17 protein-coding genes and 1 rRNA gene (1 of these 18 cut by a window edge) are annotated in these 20,358 nt (G+C 46.4%); 4 read left to right on the top strand and 14 right to left on the bottom strand.

Annotated features, from left to right (window positions below):
* The 13 genes from DWX26_RS10325 to pheA form a co-directional block, all read right to left on the bottom strand.
* A 16S ribosomal RNA gene (locus DWX26_RS10325) occupies window positions 1-139 on the bottom strand; its annotated part reaches 1,346 nt to the left of the window's first position; the annotation flags it as partial.
* Between the two features lie 119 nt (window positions 140-258).
* A complete protein-coding gene (locus tag DWX26_RS16750) occupies window positions 259-432 on the bottom strand; it encodes a hypothetical protein (RefSeq protein ID WP_158580601.1) in 174 nt (57 codons plus the stop codon).
* A gap of 455 nt (window positions 433-887) precedes the next feature.
* The gene (locus DWX26_RS10320) at window positions 888-2,444 is read right to left on the bottom strand and encodes an ABC-F family ATP-binding cassette domain-containing protein (RefSeq protein WP_117761760.1); all 1,557 of its coding nucleotides are present in this window, start codon (window positions 2,442-2,444) and stop codon (window positions 888-890) included.
* Between the two features lie 408 nt (window positions 2,445-2,852).
* Entirely contained in the window at window positions 2,853-3,644 is a 792-nt protein-coding gene (locus tag DWX26_RS10315; protein WP_243030621.1) for an HAD-IIA family hydrolase, read from the bottom strand.
* A 29-nt stretch (window positions 3,645-3,673) separates the two neighbouring features.
* Entirely contained in the window at window positions 3,674-4,402 is a 729-nt protein-coding gene (locus DWX26_RS10310; protein ID WP_117761795.1) for a glycerophosphodiester phosphodiesterase, read from the bottom strand.
* Window positions 4,403-4,721: 319 nt separating this feature from the next.
* The gene (locus tag DWX26_RS10305; RefSeq protein WP_118601379.1) at window positions 4,722-6,140 is read right to left on the bottom strand and encodes an ABC transporter substrate-binding protein; all 1,419 of its coding nucleotides are present in this window, start codon (window positions 6,138-6,140) and stop codon (window positions 4,722-4,724) included.
* A gap of 53 nt (window positions 6,141-6,193) precedes the next feature.
* Window positions 6,194-7,006 carry a carbohydrate ABC transporter permease gene (locus DWX26_RS10300; RefSeq protein ID WP_416388109.1) on the bottom strand — a complete coding sequence of 271 codons (813 nt, stop codon included), beginning with the start codon at window positions 7,004-7,006 and terminating at the stop codon, window positions 6,194-6,196.
* 101 nt (window positions 7,007-7,107) lie between these two features.
* Window positions 7,108-7,935: a carbohydrate ABC transporter permease gene (locus tag DWX26_RS10295; RefSeq protein ID WP_117761797.1), complete on the bottom strand. Its 828-nt coding sequence runs from the start codon at window positions 7,933-7,935 to the stop codon at window positions 7,108-7,110.
* Window positions 7,936-7,990: 55 nt separating this feature from the next.
* Window positions 7,991-9,145, bottom strand: a complete 1,155-nt coding sequence (locus tag DWX26_RS10290; RefSeq protein WP_117813997.1) for an ABC transporter ATP-binding protein — start codon at window positions 9,143-9,145, stop codon at window positions 7,991-7,993.
* A gap of 621 nt (window positions 9,146-9,766) precedes the next feature.
* Entirely contained in the window at window positions 9,767-11,953 is a 2,187-nt protein-coding gene (locus tag DWX26_RS10285) for an RNA degradosome polyphosphate kinase (protein WP_118601375.1), read from the bottom strand.
* Window positions 11,954-11,969: 16 nt separating this feature from the next.
* Window positions 11,970-13,511, bottom strand: a complete 1,542-nt coding sequence (locus DWX26_RS10280; protein ID WP_117510294.1) for a Ppx/GppA phosphatase family protein — start codon at window positions 13,509-13,511, stop codon at window positions 11,970-11,972.
* 83 nt (window positions 13,512-13,594) lie between these two features.
* Window positions 13,595-14,923 (bottom strand): ATP-binding protein, encoded by a 1,329-nt coding sequence (locus tag DWX26_RS10275; RefSeq protein WP_118601374.1) that lies wholly within the window; start codon window positions 14,921-14,923, stop codon window positions 13,595-13,597.
* 76 nt (window positions 14,924-14,999) lie between these two features.
* A complete protein-coding gene (gene pheA, locus DWX26_RS10270; protein ID WP_055228688.1) occupies window positions 15,000-16,130 on the bottom strand; it encodes a prephenate dehydratase in 1,131 nt (376 codons plus the stop codon).
* A gap of 413 nt (window positions 16,131-16,543) precedes the next feature.
* Here pheA and pyrB point away from each other — a divergent pair, with 413 nt between their 5' ends.
* Entirely contained in the window at window positions 16,544-17,464 is a 921-nt protein-coding gene (gene pyrB, locus DWX26_RS10265; protein WP_022462762.1) for an aspartate carbamoyltransferase, read from the top strand.
* Between the two features lie 19 nt (window positions 17,465-17,483).
* The gene (locus tag DWX26_RS10260) at window positions 17,484-17,921 is read left to right on the top strand and encodes an aspartate carbamoyltransferase regulatory subunit (RefSeq protein ID WP_022462761.1); all 438 of its coding nucleotides are present in this window, start codon (window positions 17,484-17,486) and stop codon (window positions 17,919-17,921) included.
* A 60-nt stretch (window positions 17,922-17,981) separates the two neighbouring features.
* Here the strand turns inward: DWX26_RS10260 and DWX26_RS10255 are convergent, their stop codons facing one another.
* Window positions 17,982-19,163 carry an MFS transporter gene (locus DWX26_RS10255; RefSeq protein ID WP_118601373.1) on the bottom strand — a complete coding sequence of 394 codons (1,182 nt, stop codon included), beginning with the start codon at window positions 19,161-19,163 and terminating at the stop codon, window positions 17,982-17,984.
* Window positions 19,164-19,357: 194 nt separating this feature from the next.
* On the opposite strand from DWX26_RS10255, the gene DWX26_RS10250 reads away from it, so the two are divergent.
* Window positions 19,358-19,642 carry an autorepressor SdpR family transcription factor gene (locus tag DWX26_RS10250; RefSeq protein ID WP_118601372.1) on the top strand — a complete coding sequence of 95 codons (285 nt, stop codon included), beginning with the start codon at window positions 19,358-19,360 and terminating at the stop codon, window positions 19,640-19,642.
* Window positions 19,626-20,258, top strand: a complete 633-nt coding sequence (locus DWX26_RS10245; RefSeq protein ID WP_118601371.1) for an SdpI family protein — start codon at window positions 19,626-19,628, stop codon at window positions 20,256-20,258. Before DWX26_RS10250 ends, DWX26_RS10245 begins: the two co-directional genes overlap by 17 nt.
* Window positions 20,259-20,358 lie beyond the last annotated feature (100 nt).

Here is a 20,358-nt window from a genome sequence, read left to right as displayed (position 1 = left end):
CACCCACGCGTTACTCACCCGTCCGCCGCTCAGTCAGTTAAGAATCATCCGAAGAATCTCCTTAACTGCTTCGCTCGACTTGCATGTGTTAAGCACGCCGCCAGCGTTCATCCTGAGCCAGGATCAAACTCTCTGATAAAATGTTTGTTCCAAGTTCAAAATCAACATACTAGCTAATTTATCCCTTTTACTGTTTTAAAGGATCTTTCGATCGTTTTGAATTACTTATTCAGAACTTTCGAGGATGTGTTTCACTGTTTAATTATCAAGGATCTTTGCTGTTCCGACTTGGATCAGCTCGTTTATTTTATCACAGAACCTTTCGTTTATCAAGAACTTTTTTAATTTATTTTTTGAAGCTTTTTCGAACTTCTTTGCTGTTCTCTCGATCAGCAACTCGTTTATTTTATCAAACTCATTTGCTTTTGTCAAGAACTTTTTTCAAGTTTTTTTGAAGCAGTTTTTGCAACCCGCGGCAGCCACCCGGCTCCGAACTAGGTTTTTCTGTTTCAAAAGAACTCATTCACTGTAGCTCTCGCTGACAGCTTAGTTATAATAACACCACCAAAAGCAAAAGTCAACACCTTTTTTCGAATTTTCTTATTTTCAGAAAAATACACACAATTCTGTATATTCATTTTTTTATCTAACTACTTGTTAAATACAAAAAATCAGCAGAAAACACCTTCTATAAAGTCCGTTTTCTGCTGACTTTTCTTCTTAATATTAGTCAAGCGGATGTTCGCAATCCGTTTCGCTACTTGCTCATAACCAAATAACTGCTTCGCAGCTTATCAGGAGTGACTTGTACCACTCCTGATACAAACAAGTCCCAACCCACTGCTTATTGCTCCACGCAATGGAAGCAGGGAACTTACTTGATTCGATTAAATCACTTTCGTCGTCCACTCCGAGCAGTCCCATACGCTGGTTGCCAGGCCATCATAAAATTCCGGCTCATGGCAGACCATAAGAACAGTTCCTTTGTACTCTTTCAGTGCGTTTTTCAGCTCCTCTTTCGCGTCCACGTCAAGATGGTTCGTCGGCTCGTCGAGGACAAGGAGGTTAGTTTCGCGGTTGATGAGTTTGCAGAGGCGCACTTTTGCCTGCTCGCCGCCGGAAAGGACACGCACCAGGCTTTCAATGTGCTGTGTGGTAAGACCGCATTTGGCGAGCGCTGCGCGGACTTCATACTGGGTATAGGATGGAAATTCTTCCCAGATTTCCTGGATACAACTGTTGGTGTTGCCTTTTGGCATTTCCTGCTCGAAATATCCGATTTCCAGATAATCGCCAAGCTCCACGTTTCCGCCAAGGGACGGAATCAAACCGAGGATACTCTTTAAGAGTGTTGTTTTTCCGATTCCGTTGGCACCGGTGAGCACGATCTTTTCGCCACGCTCGATCGCAAAGGTCAGCGGTCTGGAAAGCGGTTCTTCATAGCCGATCACAAGTTCTTTTGCAGTCACAACGAAACGACCCGAAGTGCGCGCAGTGCGGAAATGAAATTCCGGCTTTGGTTTTTCTTTCGCAAGCTCGATCACATCCATCTTATCCAGCTTCTTCTGCCGTGACATAGCCATGTTTCTGGTTGCCACACGGGCTTTGTTTCGTGCCACGAAATCCTTCAGTTCACTGATCTCCTGCTGCTGACGGTTATAGGCAGCTTCCTTCTGCGCTTTTTTGACCGCATAAACCTCCTGGAAGTGATCGTAATCACCCACATAACGATTCAGCTCTTTGTTTTCCATATGATAGATCAGATTGACAACACTGTTCAGGAATGGGATATCGTGAGAGATCAGAATGAAGGCATTTTCATACTCTTCAAGGTATCGTTTCAGCCAGGTGATATGTTCCACATCCAGGTAGTTGGTCGGCTCATCTAAAAGAAGGATATCCGGTTTTTCCAGCAGCAGTTTTGCCAGAAGGACCTTCGTTCTCTGTCCGCCGGAAAGCTCAGTGACATCGCGTTCGAGACCGATCTCCTCGAGGCCGAGTGCACGGCCGATCTCTTCGATTCTCGAATCCAGAATGTAGAAATCGTGTGCATCCATCATCTCCTGAATCACACCAAGTTCCTCCATCATCTGATTCAGCTCGTCCTCGGAGGCATCTCCCATGGAATCGCAGATCGTGTTCATCCGCTCTTCCATCTCGTACAGCCAGGAAAAAGCGCTTTTTAACACATCACGGATCGTCATACCTTTTTCCAGAACGGTATGCTGGTCCAGATAGCCGACACGGACATTTTTTGCCCACTCAACCTTTCCCTCATCCGGCATCAGCTTTCCGGTGATGATGTTCATAAAGGTTGATTTTCCCTCACCATTTGCGCCTACCAGACCGATGTGTTCCCCCTTTAAGAGGCGGAACGATACATCTTCAAAAATCGCACGGTCGCCGAAGCCGTGGGACAGATGTTCTACATTTAAAATACTCATGCATAAATTCTCCTTCTTCTGTTGTATTGGAATTTTCCGATCTCCTGATCGTTTTCTTTTTCATATGTAACTATTCAGAGCCATGCAAAATGGAAGAAAATTGCGAATCATGCTTGCATGAATGAGCGGTTTTCTTCCTTTTCATATGGCGAGAAGCAACATCGAGATGCAGCGTAAGCGGAATCGAGATGGGGCTCTGAATAGTTACTTTCCTATTATAGTCTGAATCATTATATAGGGAAATTCCCTCTTTTGGCAAGCTTTTTCTATACCGTCCCAGGCTTTTATCCCATATCCGGAAAGTATCCTTTTCCGCAGCAAAAAAGAAGAACTCCTTCGGAAAAAGGTTCTCCTCTCAGAATTCTTCTTTTTGTTTTTTTGTTCCAAAACCATAACCATTTCGGAATTTTAAGAGCATTTCTTTTTTTGTCCATACACCCAATCCGCATACATTTCCTTCACGGATGGATAGACATACTCCACAAGATACTGCGAGTTCTGCATTTCTTCGCGTGTAGATTCGCCTGAAAGCACAAGGGCTGCAGAAATATCCGCCATGTTTGCGCACGCAATGTCCGTATAGAGACGGTCTCCCACAAGAACAGCCTCATCGCGGGTTCTGCCTGTCATATCAAGTGCCATCTCAACCATCCGTGTACCTGGTTTTCCGATATAAGTCGGCATGCGGTGGACCGCATGTCCGATCATCTCGCAGATGGAACCGCAATCCGGCACGTAGCCGAATTCAATCGGACAAGCATAGTCCGGGTTCGTTGCAGCGTAATCGAGCTCCGGGCGCTCTGTCAACAGCCGACAGATATCCGTCAGTTTTTGATACGTCAGTTCATTGTCATAGCTTGCAAGCACACATGCAATTCCTTCTTTCTCCGGATCGTGGGTGGTACACACACCGAAGCTCTCCAATTCCCGGATCAGAGAGTCCGTTCCCAGCACATAGACGGGACGGGATCCATATTTCTGCTTCAGATAATGCGCTGTTGCAACAGAAGCCGTCAGAAAGTTCGCGCTTGTTGTCGGGATGCCCAGCTTTGCAAATTTTTTCCGGTAATCTGCTACGCTCATCGTCGTATTATTTGTGATAAACACATAATCTCCACCGTACTCGGACAGTCCGTTTAAAAATCGGTCTGCTCCCGGAATCAGACGGTTCCCCACGCAGATGGTTCCGTCGATATCCAAAAGGAACAGCTTTTTTTCTCCAATCGGTATCACTTCGCGTTGCGGCAGGAAACGGCCACATCCGGATAATTAGTGATGACTGCGTCAACACCGGCCTCCATCAGACGCTCGATCTCCGCCTTATCATTGACCGTCCACACATGCACCGCAAGATCGCTTTCCACATACTGCTGAAGAAAGTCTGCCATCTGCACATGAAAGGTTGCCGGATGAAGAGCTCCTGTTCCGATTTTTTTCGCATAATTCACGACATCATAAATAATATCTGCGTAGAGGATGCCGGTGCTGGCTTTCGGATCCAGTTCCAGAATTTTTGCAATGCTGTAATGGTTAAAGGAAGAATAAATCACGCGATCTTCCATCTCCATCTCTTTTGTCAGCTCGAGTACCTTTTTTTCCAGGTCTTTATACCAGAAAATACCGGTTTTCAGCTCGACATTGATCGTCATTCCCGTTGGCTTTAATGCTTCATATACTTCGCGAAGCGTCGGAATTTTTACATTCTGATATTCCAGATGTGTCTTATTAAAGTTCAGGTTCTTCAATTCCGCAAGCGTATAATCTTTGACAAATCCGCTTCCGTCACTGACCCGGTCGATTTCTTCATCGTGGACAACAACCATCTCGCCATCTTTCGTCAGCTGTACATCCAGCTCCACACCGTCTGCTCCCTGCTCTGCCGCAAGAAGAAACGCTTCCAGTGTATTTTCCGGTGCATATGCACTGGCTCCTCTGTGTGCCCATACTTTTGTTTTCATCTCGTATCTGTCCTCCATTTTCCGTTCCCATTTCCAAATCTGCACTCTTTTCTATCTTTTGTCCCGACTGCAGCTTTTTTCCTTTTATCGTAAGCCTGAAAACAAGTGAAAAAAGCGGTGCTGATTTTTTTACATCTTCTGCGGGATTGCTATAGATTCGGAAGCGCGCCGGATTTTTGTCTCCGACGCATTTCCAGTCATATCTGAAAAATCATTTCCGTAAATCGGATCTTCCCATTCACAAAACCGTTCAAACACGCTTTGGGAACTCGTTTTTCTTCACTATAGGACGAAATCTTATTTTTGTAAAGCCTGTCTCTTATTCATTTACCAGATTATAATCCTCGATGGAGCTGTTGATCTGGGAAGCCATTGATTCTACTGCTTTCTCCGGGGTCTCATTTCCGTTGATCATATTCTCGATTTCTGTTTCCACAATCTGTCTTGCCTCCGGGAATACAGAGAGAAGTGCGCCGGCGTACTGCGGCTTGGAATCGTGCAGCTGATCAATCGCGGTCTGGAACTGTGGATACTGTGCCACATTATCTTTGAAGGTCTGCTCCTCATCAGCAGCTGTTGTTACTGGGAAGTAACCAGTCTCGGCATTCCAGTATGCCTGAGACTCCGGGGAAATCAGGAATTTGATAAATTTCCAGGTGGCGGCTGCTTTTGCATCATCGTTGTTGTTCAATGCCCAGAGAGATGCTCCTCCGATGGAAACACCGCCCTCATCGCCGTCCTTGATTGTCGGGAAATATGCGGTTCCAACTTCGAAACTTCCGTTGACATCCTGTAAAATCTGTTTCAGGGATGCGGTAGAGCCAAGAGTGATCGCTGCTTTTCCGGAAGTAAAGTCTGTTGTTGCGGTATCGCTTCCGGCACGGCCTACGTTTGGTGCAACGTCGGCATCATTCAGGGCTTTCCACGCATTTAAGATGTTGAGCGCTCCGCCGTTGGAATCAAATTCAACCGCAGTAGCAGCAGCATCACGGCCATTTCCATTATCCGCATAGGAAAGTCCCTGTTTGCAGAGCCACTGTTCGAAATACCATCCATAGATGGAGAGTGCCAGCGGTTCACCGGCTCCGCCCTTTGTTTTCAGATCATCACCGATGGCAAGAATTCCTTCCAGGCTTGTAGGAACCTCGGTGATCCCTGCTTTTTCAAACATATCTTTGTTGTAATACAGAATCGGTGTGGACGAATTGAATGGCATCGAGTACAGCTCATTGTTTACCGTATAATAAGCAGCGATATTCGGCTCGATCTGGGAAATGTCATAGCCATCTGCATTAATCAGCTCCTGCATCGGAATGACCCAGCCGGAATCAATCATAAAGCGTGTTCCGATATCATAAATCTGTACCAGGTCTGCTCCCATATTTCCGATCTGTGCACTTTTCAGTTTGTTAATCGTATCATCATATTCTCCCTGATAAACCGCCTCAACGGTAATGCCATCGGTATTCTCTTCATTGAATTTATTGACAAGATAATCCATTGCCTCGCCATTGACACCGCCCATGGAATGCCAGAAGGTAATCGTGGTTCCCTTCGTATCCTGGTTTAAATCCGGTGCTTCTGCGCCATCTGCCGTACTTCCTGCCTCTGTGCTGGCTGTGGTTTCATCCGTTGTTGCACCCTGTGCCTCACTCGTTGTTTTTCCGCCTCCACATCCAGTAAGCGCCATAGCTGCCATAGAAGCCGCAAGAATCGATGCAATCACTTTTTTCTTCATTTTTTTCTCCTCGTTTTTCATACAGTTTTCTATTCTTTTTTCTGTCACAGGAATCAGCCCTTGACTGCTCCTGAAAACATTCCTTTGATTAAGGCCTTCTGGCCTACGATAAAGATGGAAATGGATGGAATGATAATCATTACCACGCCCGCCAGCATCAGGGTAATCGACTGTGCGTCGACGCTGTTCAGCATACTGATACCAATCTGTACGGTACGCTTGCTGTCCGAACCTGTAACCAGCAGCGGCCACATGTACATATTCCATGCATTGATAAAGGTGTAAACCGCCATTGCTCCCATTGCTGACTTTGTCAGCGGCATCAGGATTTTTACGATAAACCGCAGATTCCCGCAGCCGTCCAGCTTCGCCGATTCATAAAGCGAAATCGGAAAGGTCATGTAGAACTGGCGGAACAGGAAAATTCCCATTGCAGAGGTAAGAGAAGGCAGGATCAGAACAATATAGGTATCGAGCAATCCGAGACTTCCTACTGTCAGATAATTGGAAATAATGGTTGCCTCACCCGGCACCATCATGGTCGCCATGACCAGCATAAACAGAACATTTTTTCCTTTGAAATTCAGGAAAGAGAAGGCAAATGCCGCAAGAGAACACGTTACAATCTGACCCAGCGTAATGCTGCCCGCAACCAAAAATGAGTTCAGGACAAAGCGTACCAGCGGAATTTTATGAAATGCTTCCACGAAATTTTCCAGCGTCGGATGTTTTGGCACGATGTTCATTGCCATTGTGTAAAGCTCGCCGGACGGCATAAACGCTACACTGATGGTATAAAGCAGCGGAAACAGCATAAACAGACAAACGATCAGGTTCATGGTAACCAACGCTGTTTTCTGAAGCATTTTCTTTCTTTTTGCTTTTGCATTCATTGCCAGATGCAGTGCCTGCAGCTCCTCTGCAGAATAAGTTTTTGGTCCGGCAATCGTAGTTGCTATTGTAGACATCAGTATTTTACTCCTCTCTTTTCCACGCGGAACATAACCAGGGTAAGCGCCATGACAATCAGAAACAAAACAACGGACTGTGCGGCTGCGCTTCCAAACCGGTAATTAAAAAACGCATCACGGTATATCGAATATACAATCAGGTTCGTGGATTCTCCCGGTCCTCCCTGTGTCAGGATTTTCACCTGTCCGAATGACTGGAATGCCTGAATAATGTTAACAACCAGTGTGTAGAACATGATCGGAGAAAGCCCCGGCAGTGTCAGCTTAAAAAATTTCTGTACTGCATTCGCTCCATCTACAGAAGCACGCTCATAAATCGAATCATCAATGTTTCCAAGTCCCGCCGAAAAATACAGGAAATTGATGCCACTGTTCAGCCATGCCGTAAGGACAGCCACACAGATCAGCGCATATTTCGGATCACTGACCCAGTTAATGCTCACATGCAGCAATTTGTTTACGATACCGATCGTGGGATTTAAGATAATCTTGAAAATCATGGCACCTGAGCTCGATGCTACTGCCATTGGGAGTGCATAGGAAGTACTGAATACCCGGATTCCCGGAAAAGCCTTGCTGCAAAGAACTGCTCCCAGAAGGCCAAGCGCCATACTTCCGACTACAACAATCGCCACAAATTCCAGTGTAACCCAGAGACTGTTGTAAAAGGATGGATTCGATAATAAGCTTTTATAGTTGTCCAGTCCCACATACAATTTCGCTTCTCCAAGCTTGTTTGTCTTATACAGGCTCAGATAAATGGTTTTAAAAAACGGATAAAACAGAAAGATGCTAAAGATCACCATACTCGGGATCAGATACATATAAACTTCTGCTTTTTTACACTTTTCGATTACTTTTTTCACTTTCTGCTCCTTCTTATGCTGTTGCACGTTCTTCTTTTTCAACCGGCCGAGATAAAATATTTTCTTCTGTAAACGGATCAAAGATCTGTGCTTTTTCCATATCTGCATACAATGTAATGCTTTCCTTTGCAGTAACCGGCACCTCGGAAGGCACTCTTGCTGTAATCAGATTTTTTCCGGTATTCATATGCAGATACGCTTCTGCACCTATCATCTCCCGCAGGTCAACAAATGCCTTCAACTGATTCTCTTTATAACAGATCCGATGTGCGGAAGCGGTTATTTCGTCCTGTAAATCCTCCGGTCTCAGGCCTAAGATCACCATTTTTCCGAGATAAGTGCGACGAAGCACCATTTCGTTCTCTCCTCTGGCACGAAGGGTAACTCCTCCGTCTCCTTCCAGATAAACCGCTCCGTTTCTTTCCGTCACCATCGTTTCCATAAAATTCATACTCGGAGCTCCGATAAAACCGGCCACAAATTTGTTTGCCGGATGGCGGTAAATCTGCTCCGGTGTATCCGCCTGCTGCACAACACCGTCTTTCATGACAATAATTTTTGTACCAAGCGTCATTGCCTCCGTCTGATCATGTGTAACATAAATCACCGTCGTTTTCAGTTCCTTATGTAATTTTGCCAGCTCCACCCGCATCTGTGCCCGCAGCTTCGCATCCAGATTCGAAAGCGGCTCATCCATTAAAAATGCTTTCGGCCGTCTCATAATTGCGCTTCCAATCGCAACTCTTTGTTTCTGACCGCCGGAAAGGGCTGCCGGTCTCCGGTCAAGTAAATGCTCAATTCCAAGCATTTTAGCTGCCTCATGTACCTTTTTATCAACTTCATCCTTGGGCTGTTTCCGGATTTTCAGAGAAAACGCCATGTTTTCATATACCGTCATATTCGGATAAAGCGCGTAGTTCTGAAATACCATCGAAAGATCGCGATCCTTTGCTTCTACATAATTACAAAGCTGTCCATCAATCCAGAGCTCCCCGCTCGTAATCTCCTCAAGACCGGCAATCATCCGAAGCGTCGTCGATTTTCCGCAGCCGGAAGGTCCAACAAAAATCACAAACTCCCGATCCGGTATTTCAAGCGAAAAATCCTGAACCGCATAATGTTCCTTATCATAAGATTTACAGACATTCTTCAACACAATATTTGACATTCGTTTTTCTTCCTCCTCGTCTTGTCGAGATTCATTATACCTTTCCTTCCGTAAAGCCCACTACCACCGCTTTGTAAAATACCCGTTAATAAAATAACCGGCTACTTTACAAAAATCTTTTACATTTTCTCTCATCTCCGTCTCCATCCCCTTCTTTTCCAGCCATTTTTCCAGATCACTCTTTGTAAAATCCCCGAAAATCACCCGCAAAACCAATTTTCAAAACGAGTTCTGAATAGCCATTCCTTTTTCCAATACCAGACAGATTATTTTTAACACACAAAAAAAGCGCCGTAACTATCAAAGTCACCGCACTTTTTCATCACAATATCTATATTCTTCTCTCATCTCAACGCAGTTGGCGCTCCCGCGCCCACGTCCGTGTCCGTCCTTCGCACAGCCCCGTAACGCACACAAGGGTGGTGCGCATTTGCAGGGAGCGTGTAATTCTTAGGTTCTGGTATTTTGCGTTATGCGCCAAAAATCAACTATCTGAGTGACAGCGAGTTTTGATTTTTGGCGCATGGTTTTAGCAAAATGACAGAGCCTTAGAATTACTAGCTCCCGAAACCGCGCATCACCCTTGTGTGCGTTACGGGGCGTCCGTCCCCACCTCAGAGCCTATTCCACCGGTTCCGCCGGCACAAACACCCTGCTGTTTTCCTGTTCTTTCGGTTTTTCCGCTCTTTCCGTTGCCTCCCTGCAGAAATACTCCTGTGAATTCACCAGCATCTTTCCGCGCTTATCCGGCTTTGTATACGTTCCGTCTGCCTGTAAAATACTGGCTTTCACATTATCCTTCATCTGGATATCAAGAATATGCATTACTTCTTTCTTGATCTGCTCATCCTCAACCGGGAACACGATCTCCACCCGTTTTTCCAGATTTCGCGGCATCCAGTCCGCGCTTCCCATAAACACCTCTTCATTTCCACCACTGTAGAAGTAGAAAATCCGCGCATGTTCCAGGAAATTGCCGACAATCGAGCGAACGGTAATATTCTCGCTGACACCCGGGATTCCAACCTTCAGGCAACAGATTCCCCGGATAATCAGGTCAATCTTTACTCCGGCTGCCGAAGCACTGTAAAGCGCCGCAATAATATCGCGGTCGCATAACGAGTTCATCTTCGCAATAATATGCGCTTTCTGTCCCTTCTTTGCGTGCTCCTCTTCCATCGCAATCAGATGCAGGAACCGGTCCTTCATCCAGAGCGGTGCAACAATCAGTTTGTTCCAGCGATCCGGCTCCGAATAGCCCGAAAGCATGTTAAATACTGCTGTTGCGTCCTCACCGATCTTTGCATTGCATGTCAGCAGACCACAGTCCGTATACAGCTTTGCCGTAGAATCGTTATAGTTTCCCGTGCCAAGATGTACATATCTGCGAATACCTGTCTCCTCACGCCGAACCACCAGTGTAATCTTACTGTGTGTTTTCAGTCCCAGAAGACCATAAATTACATGGCATCCCGCTTTCTCCAGCATCTTTGCCCAGACAATATTGTTTTCTTCGTCGAACCGTGCCTTTAATTCCACCAGTACGGAAACCTGCTTGCCGTTTTCCGCCGCCTGCGCCAGTGCCGCGATAATCGGAGAATTGCCGCTCACACGGTACAGCGTCTGTTTGATTGCCAGTACATCCGGATCCTTTGCTGCCTGTTGTACAAATTGCACGACCGGATCAAACGTCATATAAGGATGATGCAGTAAGATGTCTCCTTTTCGGATGTTTGTAAAAATGTCATCCTCATTCATCAGCGCCGGAACTGCTGCTGGAATGTATTTTGGAATTTTATACTCATCAAAGCCGTCGAGCCCATACATTTTCATTAAAAACGTCAGATCGAGCGGTCCCGGAATCCGGAACAGGTCGTCTTCATCGATGTCAAACTCTTTTTCCAGCATCTTCAGGAGCCGCTTATCCATCTTATCTTCCACCTCCAGACGGATCACTTCGCCCCACTGACGTTTTTTAAGCTGCTTCTGGATCTCTTTTAACAGGTCGGAAGCCTCATCCTCATCGATCGAAAGATCTGCATTTCGCATAACACGGTACGGATGCGCGCAGACCACATCGTAGCTTAAGAACAGCTTTCCAATGTTCCGCTCGATGATCTCCTCCAGAAGAATCACATACCGCTGTCCCGTCTTTTCATCCTGCGGAAGCAGAATAAAACGCGGCAGTACCGAAGGAACCTGAACCGTCGCAAATTCCAGTTCTTTTTCCTTTTCCTTCTCCTTGCCTTTCTTCTCTTTCTTATCCTCCGCACGGCTCAGAAGCGAATCCTCTTTCTTCTGCACCAGTGCACCGATATTCAATGTTTTGTTCCGGATCAACGGGAACGGGCGGGCCGAATCCATGGCCATCGGGGTCAGAACCGGGTAAATGTTTTCCTCAAAATAGGAATCCACATACTCCGCCTGCTCCTTCGTCAGCTTCTCGTGCTCACTGATAATCGTAAGGCCAACGTGCTCCATAGACGGAACCGCCGAGCGATTGTACGTATTGTACTGCAGCTGCACCAGCTCATGCGTCCGTTTGCTGATCTCGGTAAGCTGCTCCTTCGCATCCATGCCGGACAGATCCTTTTTCGTATAGTTTGCATGCACCTGGTCTTTTAGTGAAGCCACACGGACCATATAAAACTCATCCAGGTTGGAGGATGTAATGCTGATAAATTTCAGACGTTCAAACAGCGGAATACTCTTATCCCGCGCCTCGTTTAAAACACGCTCGTCGAAGCTGACCCAGCTCAACTCCCGGTTGCGGAAATATTCCGGTTTCTTATATGGTGCAATATCCATCTTTCTTCGCCTCCTTTTACATCTGCCGTTTCAGTTTGATGACCGGCTGTATGCTGAATACCTCATTGAAGAAATCTAATTTTTCCTGGCACAAACCTTGCTCAAGGGTAAAATCGCGGTTGACCGTGAGCGAAAGCTGCAGCTCGCGCTCCTTTAATGTGGCGCGGATCGCCTGAATCTTCTGCAAATGACTCCGGTCGAGCGCATTCGCCAGACGGACGATTGCGGTCAGTTCGGATACTGTCAGATACTGCTCGGCACTCAAGGACGATTCCATCACCAGCTCATCGTAGGACGGGAGCGTAACCGTGTTGTATCTTGCAATCAATGCCACCATCTCACGCTCAATGTGCGACAATCCGATGATTTCATTTGACATGATAATATTATAGGAAGAATCCGCCACATTATTGAAACTGATGTATTTTCCAACGTCATGCAGCATCACTGCCATCTGGAGAAGCAGCCGTTCGCGCTCTTTCATACCGTGCATCTTTTTCGTCGCATCAAACATGGCAAGCGCTGTCATCTCCAGGTTCTGGACATGCGGACGGTTCACTGCGTACCGTTTTCCGATATTTTTTGCCGCCATCAGAATATCATTTTCGAAATTATGACCGCCTTTCAGCAGTTTCATCTGCTCCGCATACTCGTATGCAATACCACGTGTCATATGCACGCCCGGAATCCAGATATGCTCCGCACCCATCATATCAATCAGACATTTATAAATCACAGCAGACGGATACATCAGTGAAGCGTTTTCCAGCGGAATACCAAGTTTTACGGCGAGCTCCATCGGTGACTGGCGGATAATTTTCTCATACCAGGTATTAAAGTTTTCGCGGGAAATGATTTTTGTCGTTTTTTCTTCAATGTTCTGATAAACACTGTCGGTGAAAACATCGCCGATCAGCATAATGTTTTCAATTTTGCGGTCTTTCAGATACATCTTTTTAAAGCTTGATACTTCGTTCCAGATCAGCTCCTCGACCATCTCTTCGTAATGTTCCGTCTCACTCTGAATTCCGGCAAGACGCTCGCGGATGCGAAGACTTCCCATGCGGATGTTCTGTGTTGTGACAAGTGCATCCTTGTCGAACAGGGAAATCTGAAAACTGCCACCGTCAAGATCGAGAATCGCAGTTCCCTTTTCAATGATCTTGTTAAAATTGTCCTCCATCGCCGCGAGCGCTTTATAGCTAAGAAAACGCTGCTCCGAGTTGGAGAGAACCGTGACAGAAAGACCGGTCAATTGATGAATTTTTCCAAGGACATAGAGACTGTTCGACGCCTCACTGATCGCACTGGATGCCGTTGCACGGTAATCGTCCACGCGATAGCCTTCCATAATCCGCACAAAATCTGCGAGTACACGGCACAGCTCTTCTTCCATTTCCGGGCGAATTTTTCCCAGCGTGTACGTATCTTTTCCAAGCTCCATCCGATGGCAGATCTTATCCACGCTTCGGATACCCTGCTTTTTGGAGATCTCGAAAATCTCCAGAATGACGTCGTAGCTGCCGATATCAATGGCAGCAAATGTGGAATACTGCATATATGCTTTTCCTCCTTCTTTTTCAAAGGATATCCCAAAAAGCCCGCTCCCAATACCAAGCGGACTTTTTGACCTTTTTCTTTTTACTGTTTTCCGAGCAGATAATCGATAAACTGCTGTGCGGTACGGCCGGAAAGACCGCCGTGGGACAGTTCCCATTTATTTGCTTCTGCTAAAAGCTCTTCCTCGCTTAACTTCACGCCGTAGCGGTCGGCCAGAACGGAAACGATCTTCTGGAACTCTTTCTTATCCGGCGCACCGAAATAGATGCTGACACCGAAGCGGTATACCAGGGACAGCTTCTCCTGTACCGTATCGGAAGTGTGCATATCCTGTCTCGTTCCCTCTTTGTCGCTGTAGTTCTCCTTGATCAGGTGGCGGCGGTTGGAGGTCGCATAGATGAGGATATTGTCCGGGCGTTTTTCCAGACCTCCCTCGATCACAGCTTTCAGGTATTTGTACTCGATCTCAAACTCCTCGAAAGAAAGATCGTCCATGTAGATAATGAATTTATAATTTCTGTTTTTGATCTGCGCAATCAGCTCGTTCAGATCCTGGAATTGATGCTTGTAAACCTCGATCATACGAAGTCCCTGATCGTAATATTCATTCAGGATGCCCTTGATGCTGGAGGATTTTCCGGTTCCGGCATCGCCAAAAAGCAGACAGTTGTTTGCTTTCTTGCCCTCGACAAACGCTTTCGTGTTGTCGATCAGCTTCTGCTTTGGAATTTCGTAGCCGACAAGATCAGAAAGGCGCACATCCGGAATGTTGGTAATCGGGATAATCTCAACGTTCTCTCCTGTATGCGCAATACGAAATGCCTTGTGAAGTCCCAGTTTTCCCACTCCGAAATCTTTGTAAAACTGAACCATATCAGCCATAAATTCATCTGCAGATGCAGCCTTTGCCAGACGGATGGCCAGCTCACAGATACGATCCCGGACTTCTTTGTTGAATAGTTTATTCGGGCTGTCCGTGTTCTCATAGGAACTGATGACAGAGGCATCACCGGACTCAAAAATCTTATCAAAAACACAGATATCAAAGTCAAACAGTTCTTTGAAACGGACAAAGTCGTGTTTTGCCATCTGGTTGATGCTTCCCTCGACTTTTCCGACAATCTCGCAGGAGGTAGAAAATGCATTTTCTTTGTTGACCAGAAGATATGTCAGATAATCGTGCCAGAGATTTCCGGAGAAGCCGTAGCGGTTTGCCATCTCGACAAGGCGGTTCAGTGCCTCATAAAACTGCGGCTCATATGCGCTCATATTCTCACGGAACCGGCGGTCCTTCAGGGAAATCTGAGCATTGACCAGTTTTTTGTAGGTCTCCACCAGTATCGTCATATCGCGCAGTACCTCCCCCTCTGCGAAATCGCGGTAGAGGATACATTCTTCTATTCTAATCATCTTTTGTCTCTTCCTTCCTGTCATTTTTCATTTTATTTATGCGAAAAGGCCGCTTGGTACGGCCCTCTCTTCTGGATTAATAATTTCCGAAAATCCGGAATTTCGCGGATTCTGCCTGCAATCCGCGCAGTGCGTTTTTGACTGCCGGATCGCTTAAGTTCCCCTCGAAATCCACGAAGAAACGGTACTCCCATTTCCGCTGCGGAATCGGGCGGGACTCGATTTTGGTCATGTTCAGATCGTTGTAAATAAAATGTGCCAGTGCGTTGTAAAGAGAACCGCTCTGATGCGGCAGTTCCATGCATACGCTGATTTTCTGTGCATCTTTTACAAAGCGTTTCTGCCCAGAAATGATAACAAAGCGTGTCGTATTTCCCTGGGCATCAAAAATACCTTCTTTTAAGATCTGCAGTCCGAAATGCTCTGCAGCGTACGGACTTCCGACGGCTGCCATCGTAAGATCACCGCTCTCGGATACTTCTTTTGCAGCGGCGGCTGTATTGAGACGCTCTTCCGTCTTCCAGTTTTCATTGGAATCCAGGAAACGGCGGCACTGCGCCAGCGCCTGCGGATGGGAAATCACGGTGCGGATCTCCTCAGCCTTTGCTCCCGGCAGTGCCATCAGCACATGCTCCACCGGCAATTCCTGCTCACCGACGATGTAGTGCGGATATTCCACCAGAAGATCATAAATATCGGATACAATGCCTGCTGTGGAGTTCTCGATCGGAAGCACGGCATAATCGGCTTCGCCCCTCGTAATCGCCTCCATCGCCTCTTTCCAGGTGTCTACGTGGAAACTGGTGATCGTATCATCGAAAAATTCTTTCATGGCACCGAAGCTATAGGCGCCCTCCACACCCTGGAAGACAACTCTTCTGCCGTGCGTTGGGAGATGGTCAACCTGTGTGTAATCGGTCATCTCCTCGCCGCCGTTCTCGGTCAGCAGCTGATACTGGCGCTTCCGGCTGATCGACATGATCTGCTGGAACAGCTCCTGGATGCCTTTTGTATTGAATGCATTTGTTCCCTCGCCTGTCAGCTTTTCCAGCTTCTGGCGCTCGCGTTCCGCATCAAAAACGGCTTTTCCTGTCTCTATCTTGTACTGCGCAACCTCCGCCGTCAGCGCCATCCGGTGCTGGAACAGGCGGACGATCTCGTCATCGGTGACATCGATCTCGTCGCGGATTTTTCCTAAGTCTAGCATATCTGGTCCTCCTGATACTCTGCATTTGTTGCAGATATCAATATTTTACTCCATCTCCGTTTAATTTACAAGAAAAGATCTTCCGAAATTCGGCTTTTGTACAATCTTTTTCCTTTTTGACTGCTATTTCACTTTATTTTTTCACATTTCATATTACTCTGCTTTTCGACCTTTTTCCTGCCATTTTTTATCTTGCATTTATCCTGTTTTTGTGTTAAGGTGGAACACAGAAAAAATAAATTACTGTTCACTCAGCAGTGAAACACCTGCTGTTTCGCTGCGTAAGAAAGTGATTCAGGCGTGAGCAGCCCTCCTTTTGCGAAGCAAAACTTTAAATGAGGGCTGCGAATGTTACCGTTCGCAGGGAACCTGTGAACGGTAACAAAAATAAGGATCTTCATAGGAGGTAATATATGCGACACTTAATGAGTCCCCTTGATTTCTCGGTCGAAGAACTGGATCAGTTAATGGATCTGGCGAACGATATTGAAAAGAACCCGGAGAAATATGCACATGCCTGCGATGGCAAAAGACTTGCTACTTTATTTTATGAACCAAGCACACGCACCCGTCTCAGCTTTGAGGCTGCCATGATGAATCTTGGCGGTACTGTTCTTGGTTTTTCTTCTGCCAATTCTTCTTCCGCTTCCAAAGGTGAAAGCGTAGCCGACACCATCCGCGTGGTATCCTGCTTTGCAAATATTTGTGCCATGCGTCATCCGAAAGAAGGCGCTCCGCTCGTTGCATCGATGTACTCCCGTATTCCTGTGATCAACGCAGGTGATGGCGGACATCAGCATCCGACGCAGACTCTTACCGATCTTCTTACCATCCGTTCTTTAAAGGGTCGCCTGAACAATCTTACCATCGGCTTCTGCGGTGATCTTAAATTCGGCAGAACGGTTCATTCCCTGATTGAAGCGCTGGTTCGTTATACCGGCATTAAAATTGTATTAATCTCCCCGGAGGAGCTTCGTCTCCCGGATTACATCCGTGATGATGTGCTGCGGGCGAACAATGTTCCATTTGAGGAAGTTATTAAAATGGAAGATGTTCTCCCGAAGCTGGATGTTCTTTATATGACCCGTGTCCAGAAAGAACGTTTCTTCAACGAGGATGATTACATCCGCATGAAGGATTTCTATATTCTGGATCAGTCCAAAATGGATCTTGCTTCTCCGGAAATGCTGGTTCTGCATCCGCTGCCGCGTGTCAATGAGATCTCCGTTGACGTGGATAATGACCCGCGCGCTGCTTACTTTAAACAGGTTCAGTACGGTGTTTATGCACGTATGGCCCTGATTCTGACGCTGCTGAACATCAAAGTCGATTAAGAAAGGAGCATCTTTCGCTATGCTGAACGTAGGACGTATTGAAGAGGGCTTCGTGCTCGACCATATTAAAGCAGGAAAGGCTATGACCATTTACCATGATCTGGGACTGGACAAGCTGGACTGTACCGTAGCCATTATTAAAAATGCCAAAAGTGAAAAAATGGGAAAAAAGGACATTCTGAAAGTTGAGTGTTCGGTTGATAAGATGGATCTTGACATCTTAGGCTTTATCGATCACAATATCACTGTCAATGTCATTAAAGACGGCGAGATTACGGAGAAAAAAGAACTTCATCTGCCGAAACAGGTGGTTGATGTGATTAAATGTAAAAACCCGCGCTGTATCACCTCTATTGAGCAGGGATTAAAACATGTCTTTATCCTGGCTGACCCGGAAAAAGAGGTTTACCGTTGCAAATACTGTGATGAGAAGTATACAGGAAACAGAAATAAATAAGAGCTGTACGGCAAAGCGCCCGGAACCACGTTCGGTTTCGGGCGCTTTCTTTTATCTTTCCTATGCAGTTTTTGCTTCTTTCGAACCGAGGCACACAATCAGCCAGCCGATGAGGGCCGCAAGAGATGCGCAGATCAGCATCGCGCCAACACCGGCTGCATCGATAAGCCAGCCGCCAAACAGGGAGCTCATTACATTTCCTGCGGTGATGGTCATTGCCATATATGCCTGTCCTTTAATCGAATCCTGCGGCTCCATGATGCCGTCCACGTAATAGACGCAGGCGACGTTGATCAGCGCCCAGCCGAACATCTGGAACGGCTGAGCAGCGTAGTATGTCGGAATATTAAAGGCCAGGAAGGTTCCTATGCTTTTCAGGACAAAAAACAGGCCGGAGAGGCGGAACCAGAAAACACTGCTCTTCTTTTTCAGCAGATAGCCGAACAGAAACATCGTTGGCAGCTCGGAAACTGCAGAGATGGTCATCGCATTTCCCATCTCACCGCTGCCACCACCTTTTGCCATTGCAATCTGATAATTGAAGCTGTTAATCAGGCTATGTGACATAAAGATCAGAATGCAGCCAAGCAGTACTACCACGAAGGACGGATACCGTTTCAGAAAATCGACCGGACCGGCTGCTCCTGTCTCTTCTTTTTCTGCTTCTGCTTTTTTCCTGTCCTTTTTAAACGGAAAGCGAAATACACAGATGAGGAAAAGAATGGTCAGCGCGATAGCCCAGATCGGAATCATGTCTGCTCCAAAGGATGCGGTCAGCCGGCCGAGCAGCCATGATGCAATCGCATATGCAACGGAACCCATGCCGCGCCCGATTCCGTAATCAAGTTCCTCTCCCTGGCGGATCGTCTCCATACCAAGAGAATTAACGAACGGAATCATCAGCATCAGCATCGTAATGCTTGCGCCGTACAGCAGTGTCCTTACCACCATAGAACTGTTTTCTGCCGTTGCAGCAAGGGAAATGATAAGAACAAGCTGAATCAGGTTCGCTCCAAGGAGCATTGTTCGTACGGACGGGCTTTCCGGCCGATCTGCGTAGGATGCCAACGCAGGCTGCAGAACCGCTGACACGATACAGCCAACTGCCGTCAGAAGGCCGATTTGTGTGTTTGTGAAGCCTTTTTCAAGAAGATAGACGCTGGCATACCCCATCAGTGCCGCGTATCCCATCCAGTAGCAGCCCTGAATCGTGCCGTAGCGCACGGACAGGTGTTTTTTCATGTTTTTGTCCCCCTTTTTCTACAACTTTTCCCTTATCGTAGCGTATTCTGCAGAAAATAGCAACTCAAAATCAACAATAAAACTATTTAGAATTTTTTCGAAATGCTTATTGACTTTTCGCTTTCCCTGTGATAAAAAGTATTTAGATGAATTTCTAATTAACTTGCATTCATACTGCCGGAAAGGAGGTTTCCATGGCATTCGCAGAAACGTTTAAAGCTCTCTCCGATCCTGTCCGGCGAAGGATTCTGGAGCTTCTGAAAAACAAAAGACTTTCTGCCGGGGAGATCGGATCGCACTTTGATATGACAGGTGCAACCATCTCCTACCATCTCGGTATTCTGAAAAAAGCAGACCTTGTTCTGGAATCCCGGGAGAAAAATTTTATTTATTATGAACTCAACACTTCCGTCCTGGAAGAAATCATGCTCTGGATTTCAGAGCTCAAAGGAGGCACTTCTGATGTGGAAAAAATATAAAACAACACTGATTCTGACAACACTCATTTCTCTTTTTCCGATGGTGATCGGACTTCTGCTCTGGAATCGCATGCCGGACACCATTGCCACCCATTTTGGCACAAACAATGTTCCAAACGGCTGGAGCAGCAAAACGATGGCAGTGATCGGTATTCCTCTGTTTCTTGCCGCTCTGCAGATTTTTACCGCTGTTCTCACTTTTTCTGATCCGAAGCGGCAGAACATCGGCCCGAAGATGATCCGTCTTGTTCTGTGGATCATACCCATAACCTCCCTGATCGTCTGCTGCTCCATCTATGCAAACGCAGTCGGCATCGCAGTTGATATCGGTTTTGTTAGCAATGGGATTGTCGGCCTTCTCTTTATTCTCATCGGCAATTACATGCCAAAATGCAAACAGAACTACACAACCGGCATCAAAGTTCCATGGACACTTCACAGTCAGGAAAACTGGAACCGCACTCATCGCCTCGCCGGCCGGGTTTGGATCATCGGCGGCGTTGCCATGATCGTAAACAGCTTTCTGCAGCTTGAATGGATTTTATTTCTCACGATTGCAGCGCTGATTTTGATTCCGATCGGGTATTCCTTTCTCCTGTTTCAGAAAGGAATCTAAACCCGGAGGTTTTTTATAAGAAACTTCAACGAAACTTCCTATTAAAAAAGCTTCTGTTCTTTCCCATTTTCGGGAAGAACAGAAGCTTTTTTGATTTTTG

The organism is Blautia sp. AF19-1 (assembly GCF_003479155.1).
Lineage (GTDB): Bacteria > Bacillota > Clostridia > Lachnospirales > Lachnospiraceae > Fusicatenibacter > Fusicatenibacter saccharivorans.
Note: the sequence above shows the minus strand (reverse complement) of the source record. Positions and strands in the feature narration are given on the sequence as shown.

What these genes read in the sequence shown, in the direction of transcription:
- DWX26_RS10320 (WP_117761760.1), bottom strand. Translation starts at nt 2,444, where the DNA reads ATGAGTATTTTAAATGTAGAACATCTGTCCCACGGCTTCGGCGACCGT.
- DWX26_RS10310 (WP_117761795.1), bottom strand. Translation starts at nt 4,402, where the DNA reads ATGAAAACAAAAGTATGGGCACACAGAGGAGCCAGTGCATATGCACCG.
- DWX26_RS10305 (WP_118601379.1), bottom strand. Translation starts at nt 6,140, where the DNA reads ATGAAGAAAAAAGTGATTGCATCGATTCTTGCGGCTTCTATGGCAGCT.
- DWX26_RS10300 (WP_416388109.1), bottom strand. Translation starts at nt 7,006, where the DNA reads ATGCTTCAGAAAACAGCGTTGGTTACCATGAACCTGATCGTTTGTCTG.
- DWX26_RS10295 (WP_117761797.1), bottom strand. Translation starts at nt 7,935, where the DNA reads ATGTATCTGATCCCGAGTATGGTGATCTTTAGCATCTTTCTGTTTTAT.
- DWX26_RS10290 (WP_117813997.1), bottom strand. Translation starts at nt 9,145, where the DNA reads ATGTCAAATATTGTGTTGAAGAATGTCTGTAAATCTTATGATAAGGAA.
- DWX26_RS10285 (WP_118601375.1), bottom strand. Translation starts at nt 11,953, where the DNA reads ATGGATATTGCACCATATAAGAAACCGGAATATTTCCGCAACCGGGAG.
- DWX26_RS10280 (WP_117510294.1), bottom strand. Translation starts at nt 13,511, where the DNA reads ATGCAGTATTCCACATTTGCTGCCATTGATATCGGCAGCTACGACGTC.
- DWX26_RS10275 (WP_118601374.1), bottom strand. Translation starts at nt 14,923, where the DNA reads ATGATTAGAATAGAAGAATGTATCCTCTACCGCGATTTCGCAGAGGGG.
- pheA (WP_055228688.1), bottom strand. Translation starts at nt 16,130, where the DNA reads ATGCTAGACTTAGGAAAAATCCGCGACGAGATCGATGTCACCGATGAC.
- pyrB (WP_022462762.1), top strand. Translation starts at nt 16,544, where the DNA reads ATGCGACACTTAATGAGTCCCCTTGATTTCTCGGTCGAAGAACTGGAT.
- DWX26_RS10260 (WP_022462761.1), top strand. Translation starts at nt 17,484, where the DNA reads ATGCTGAACGTAGGACGTATTGAAGAGGGCTTCGTGCTCGACCATATT.
- DWX26_RS10255 (WP_118601373.1), bottom strand. Translation starts at nt 19,163, where the DNA reads ATGAAAAAACACCTGTCCGTGCGCTACGGCACGATTCAGGGCTGCTAC.
- DWX26_RS10250 (WP_118601372.1), top strand. Translation starts at nt 19,358, where the DNA reads ATGGCATTCGCAGAAACGTTTAAAGCTCTCTCCGATCCTGTCCGGCGA.
- DWX26_RS10245 (WP_118601371.1), top strand. Translation starts at nt 19,626, where the DNA reads ATGTGGAAAAAATATAAAACAACACTGATTCTGACAACACTCATTTCT.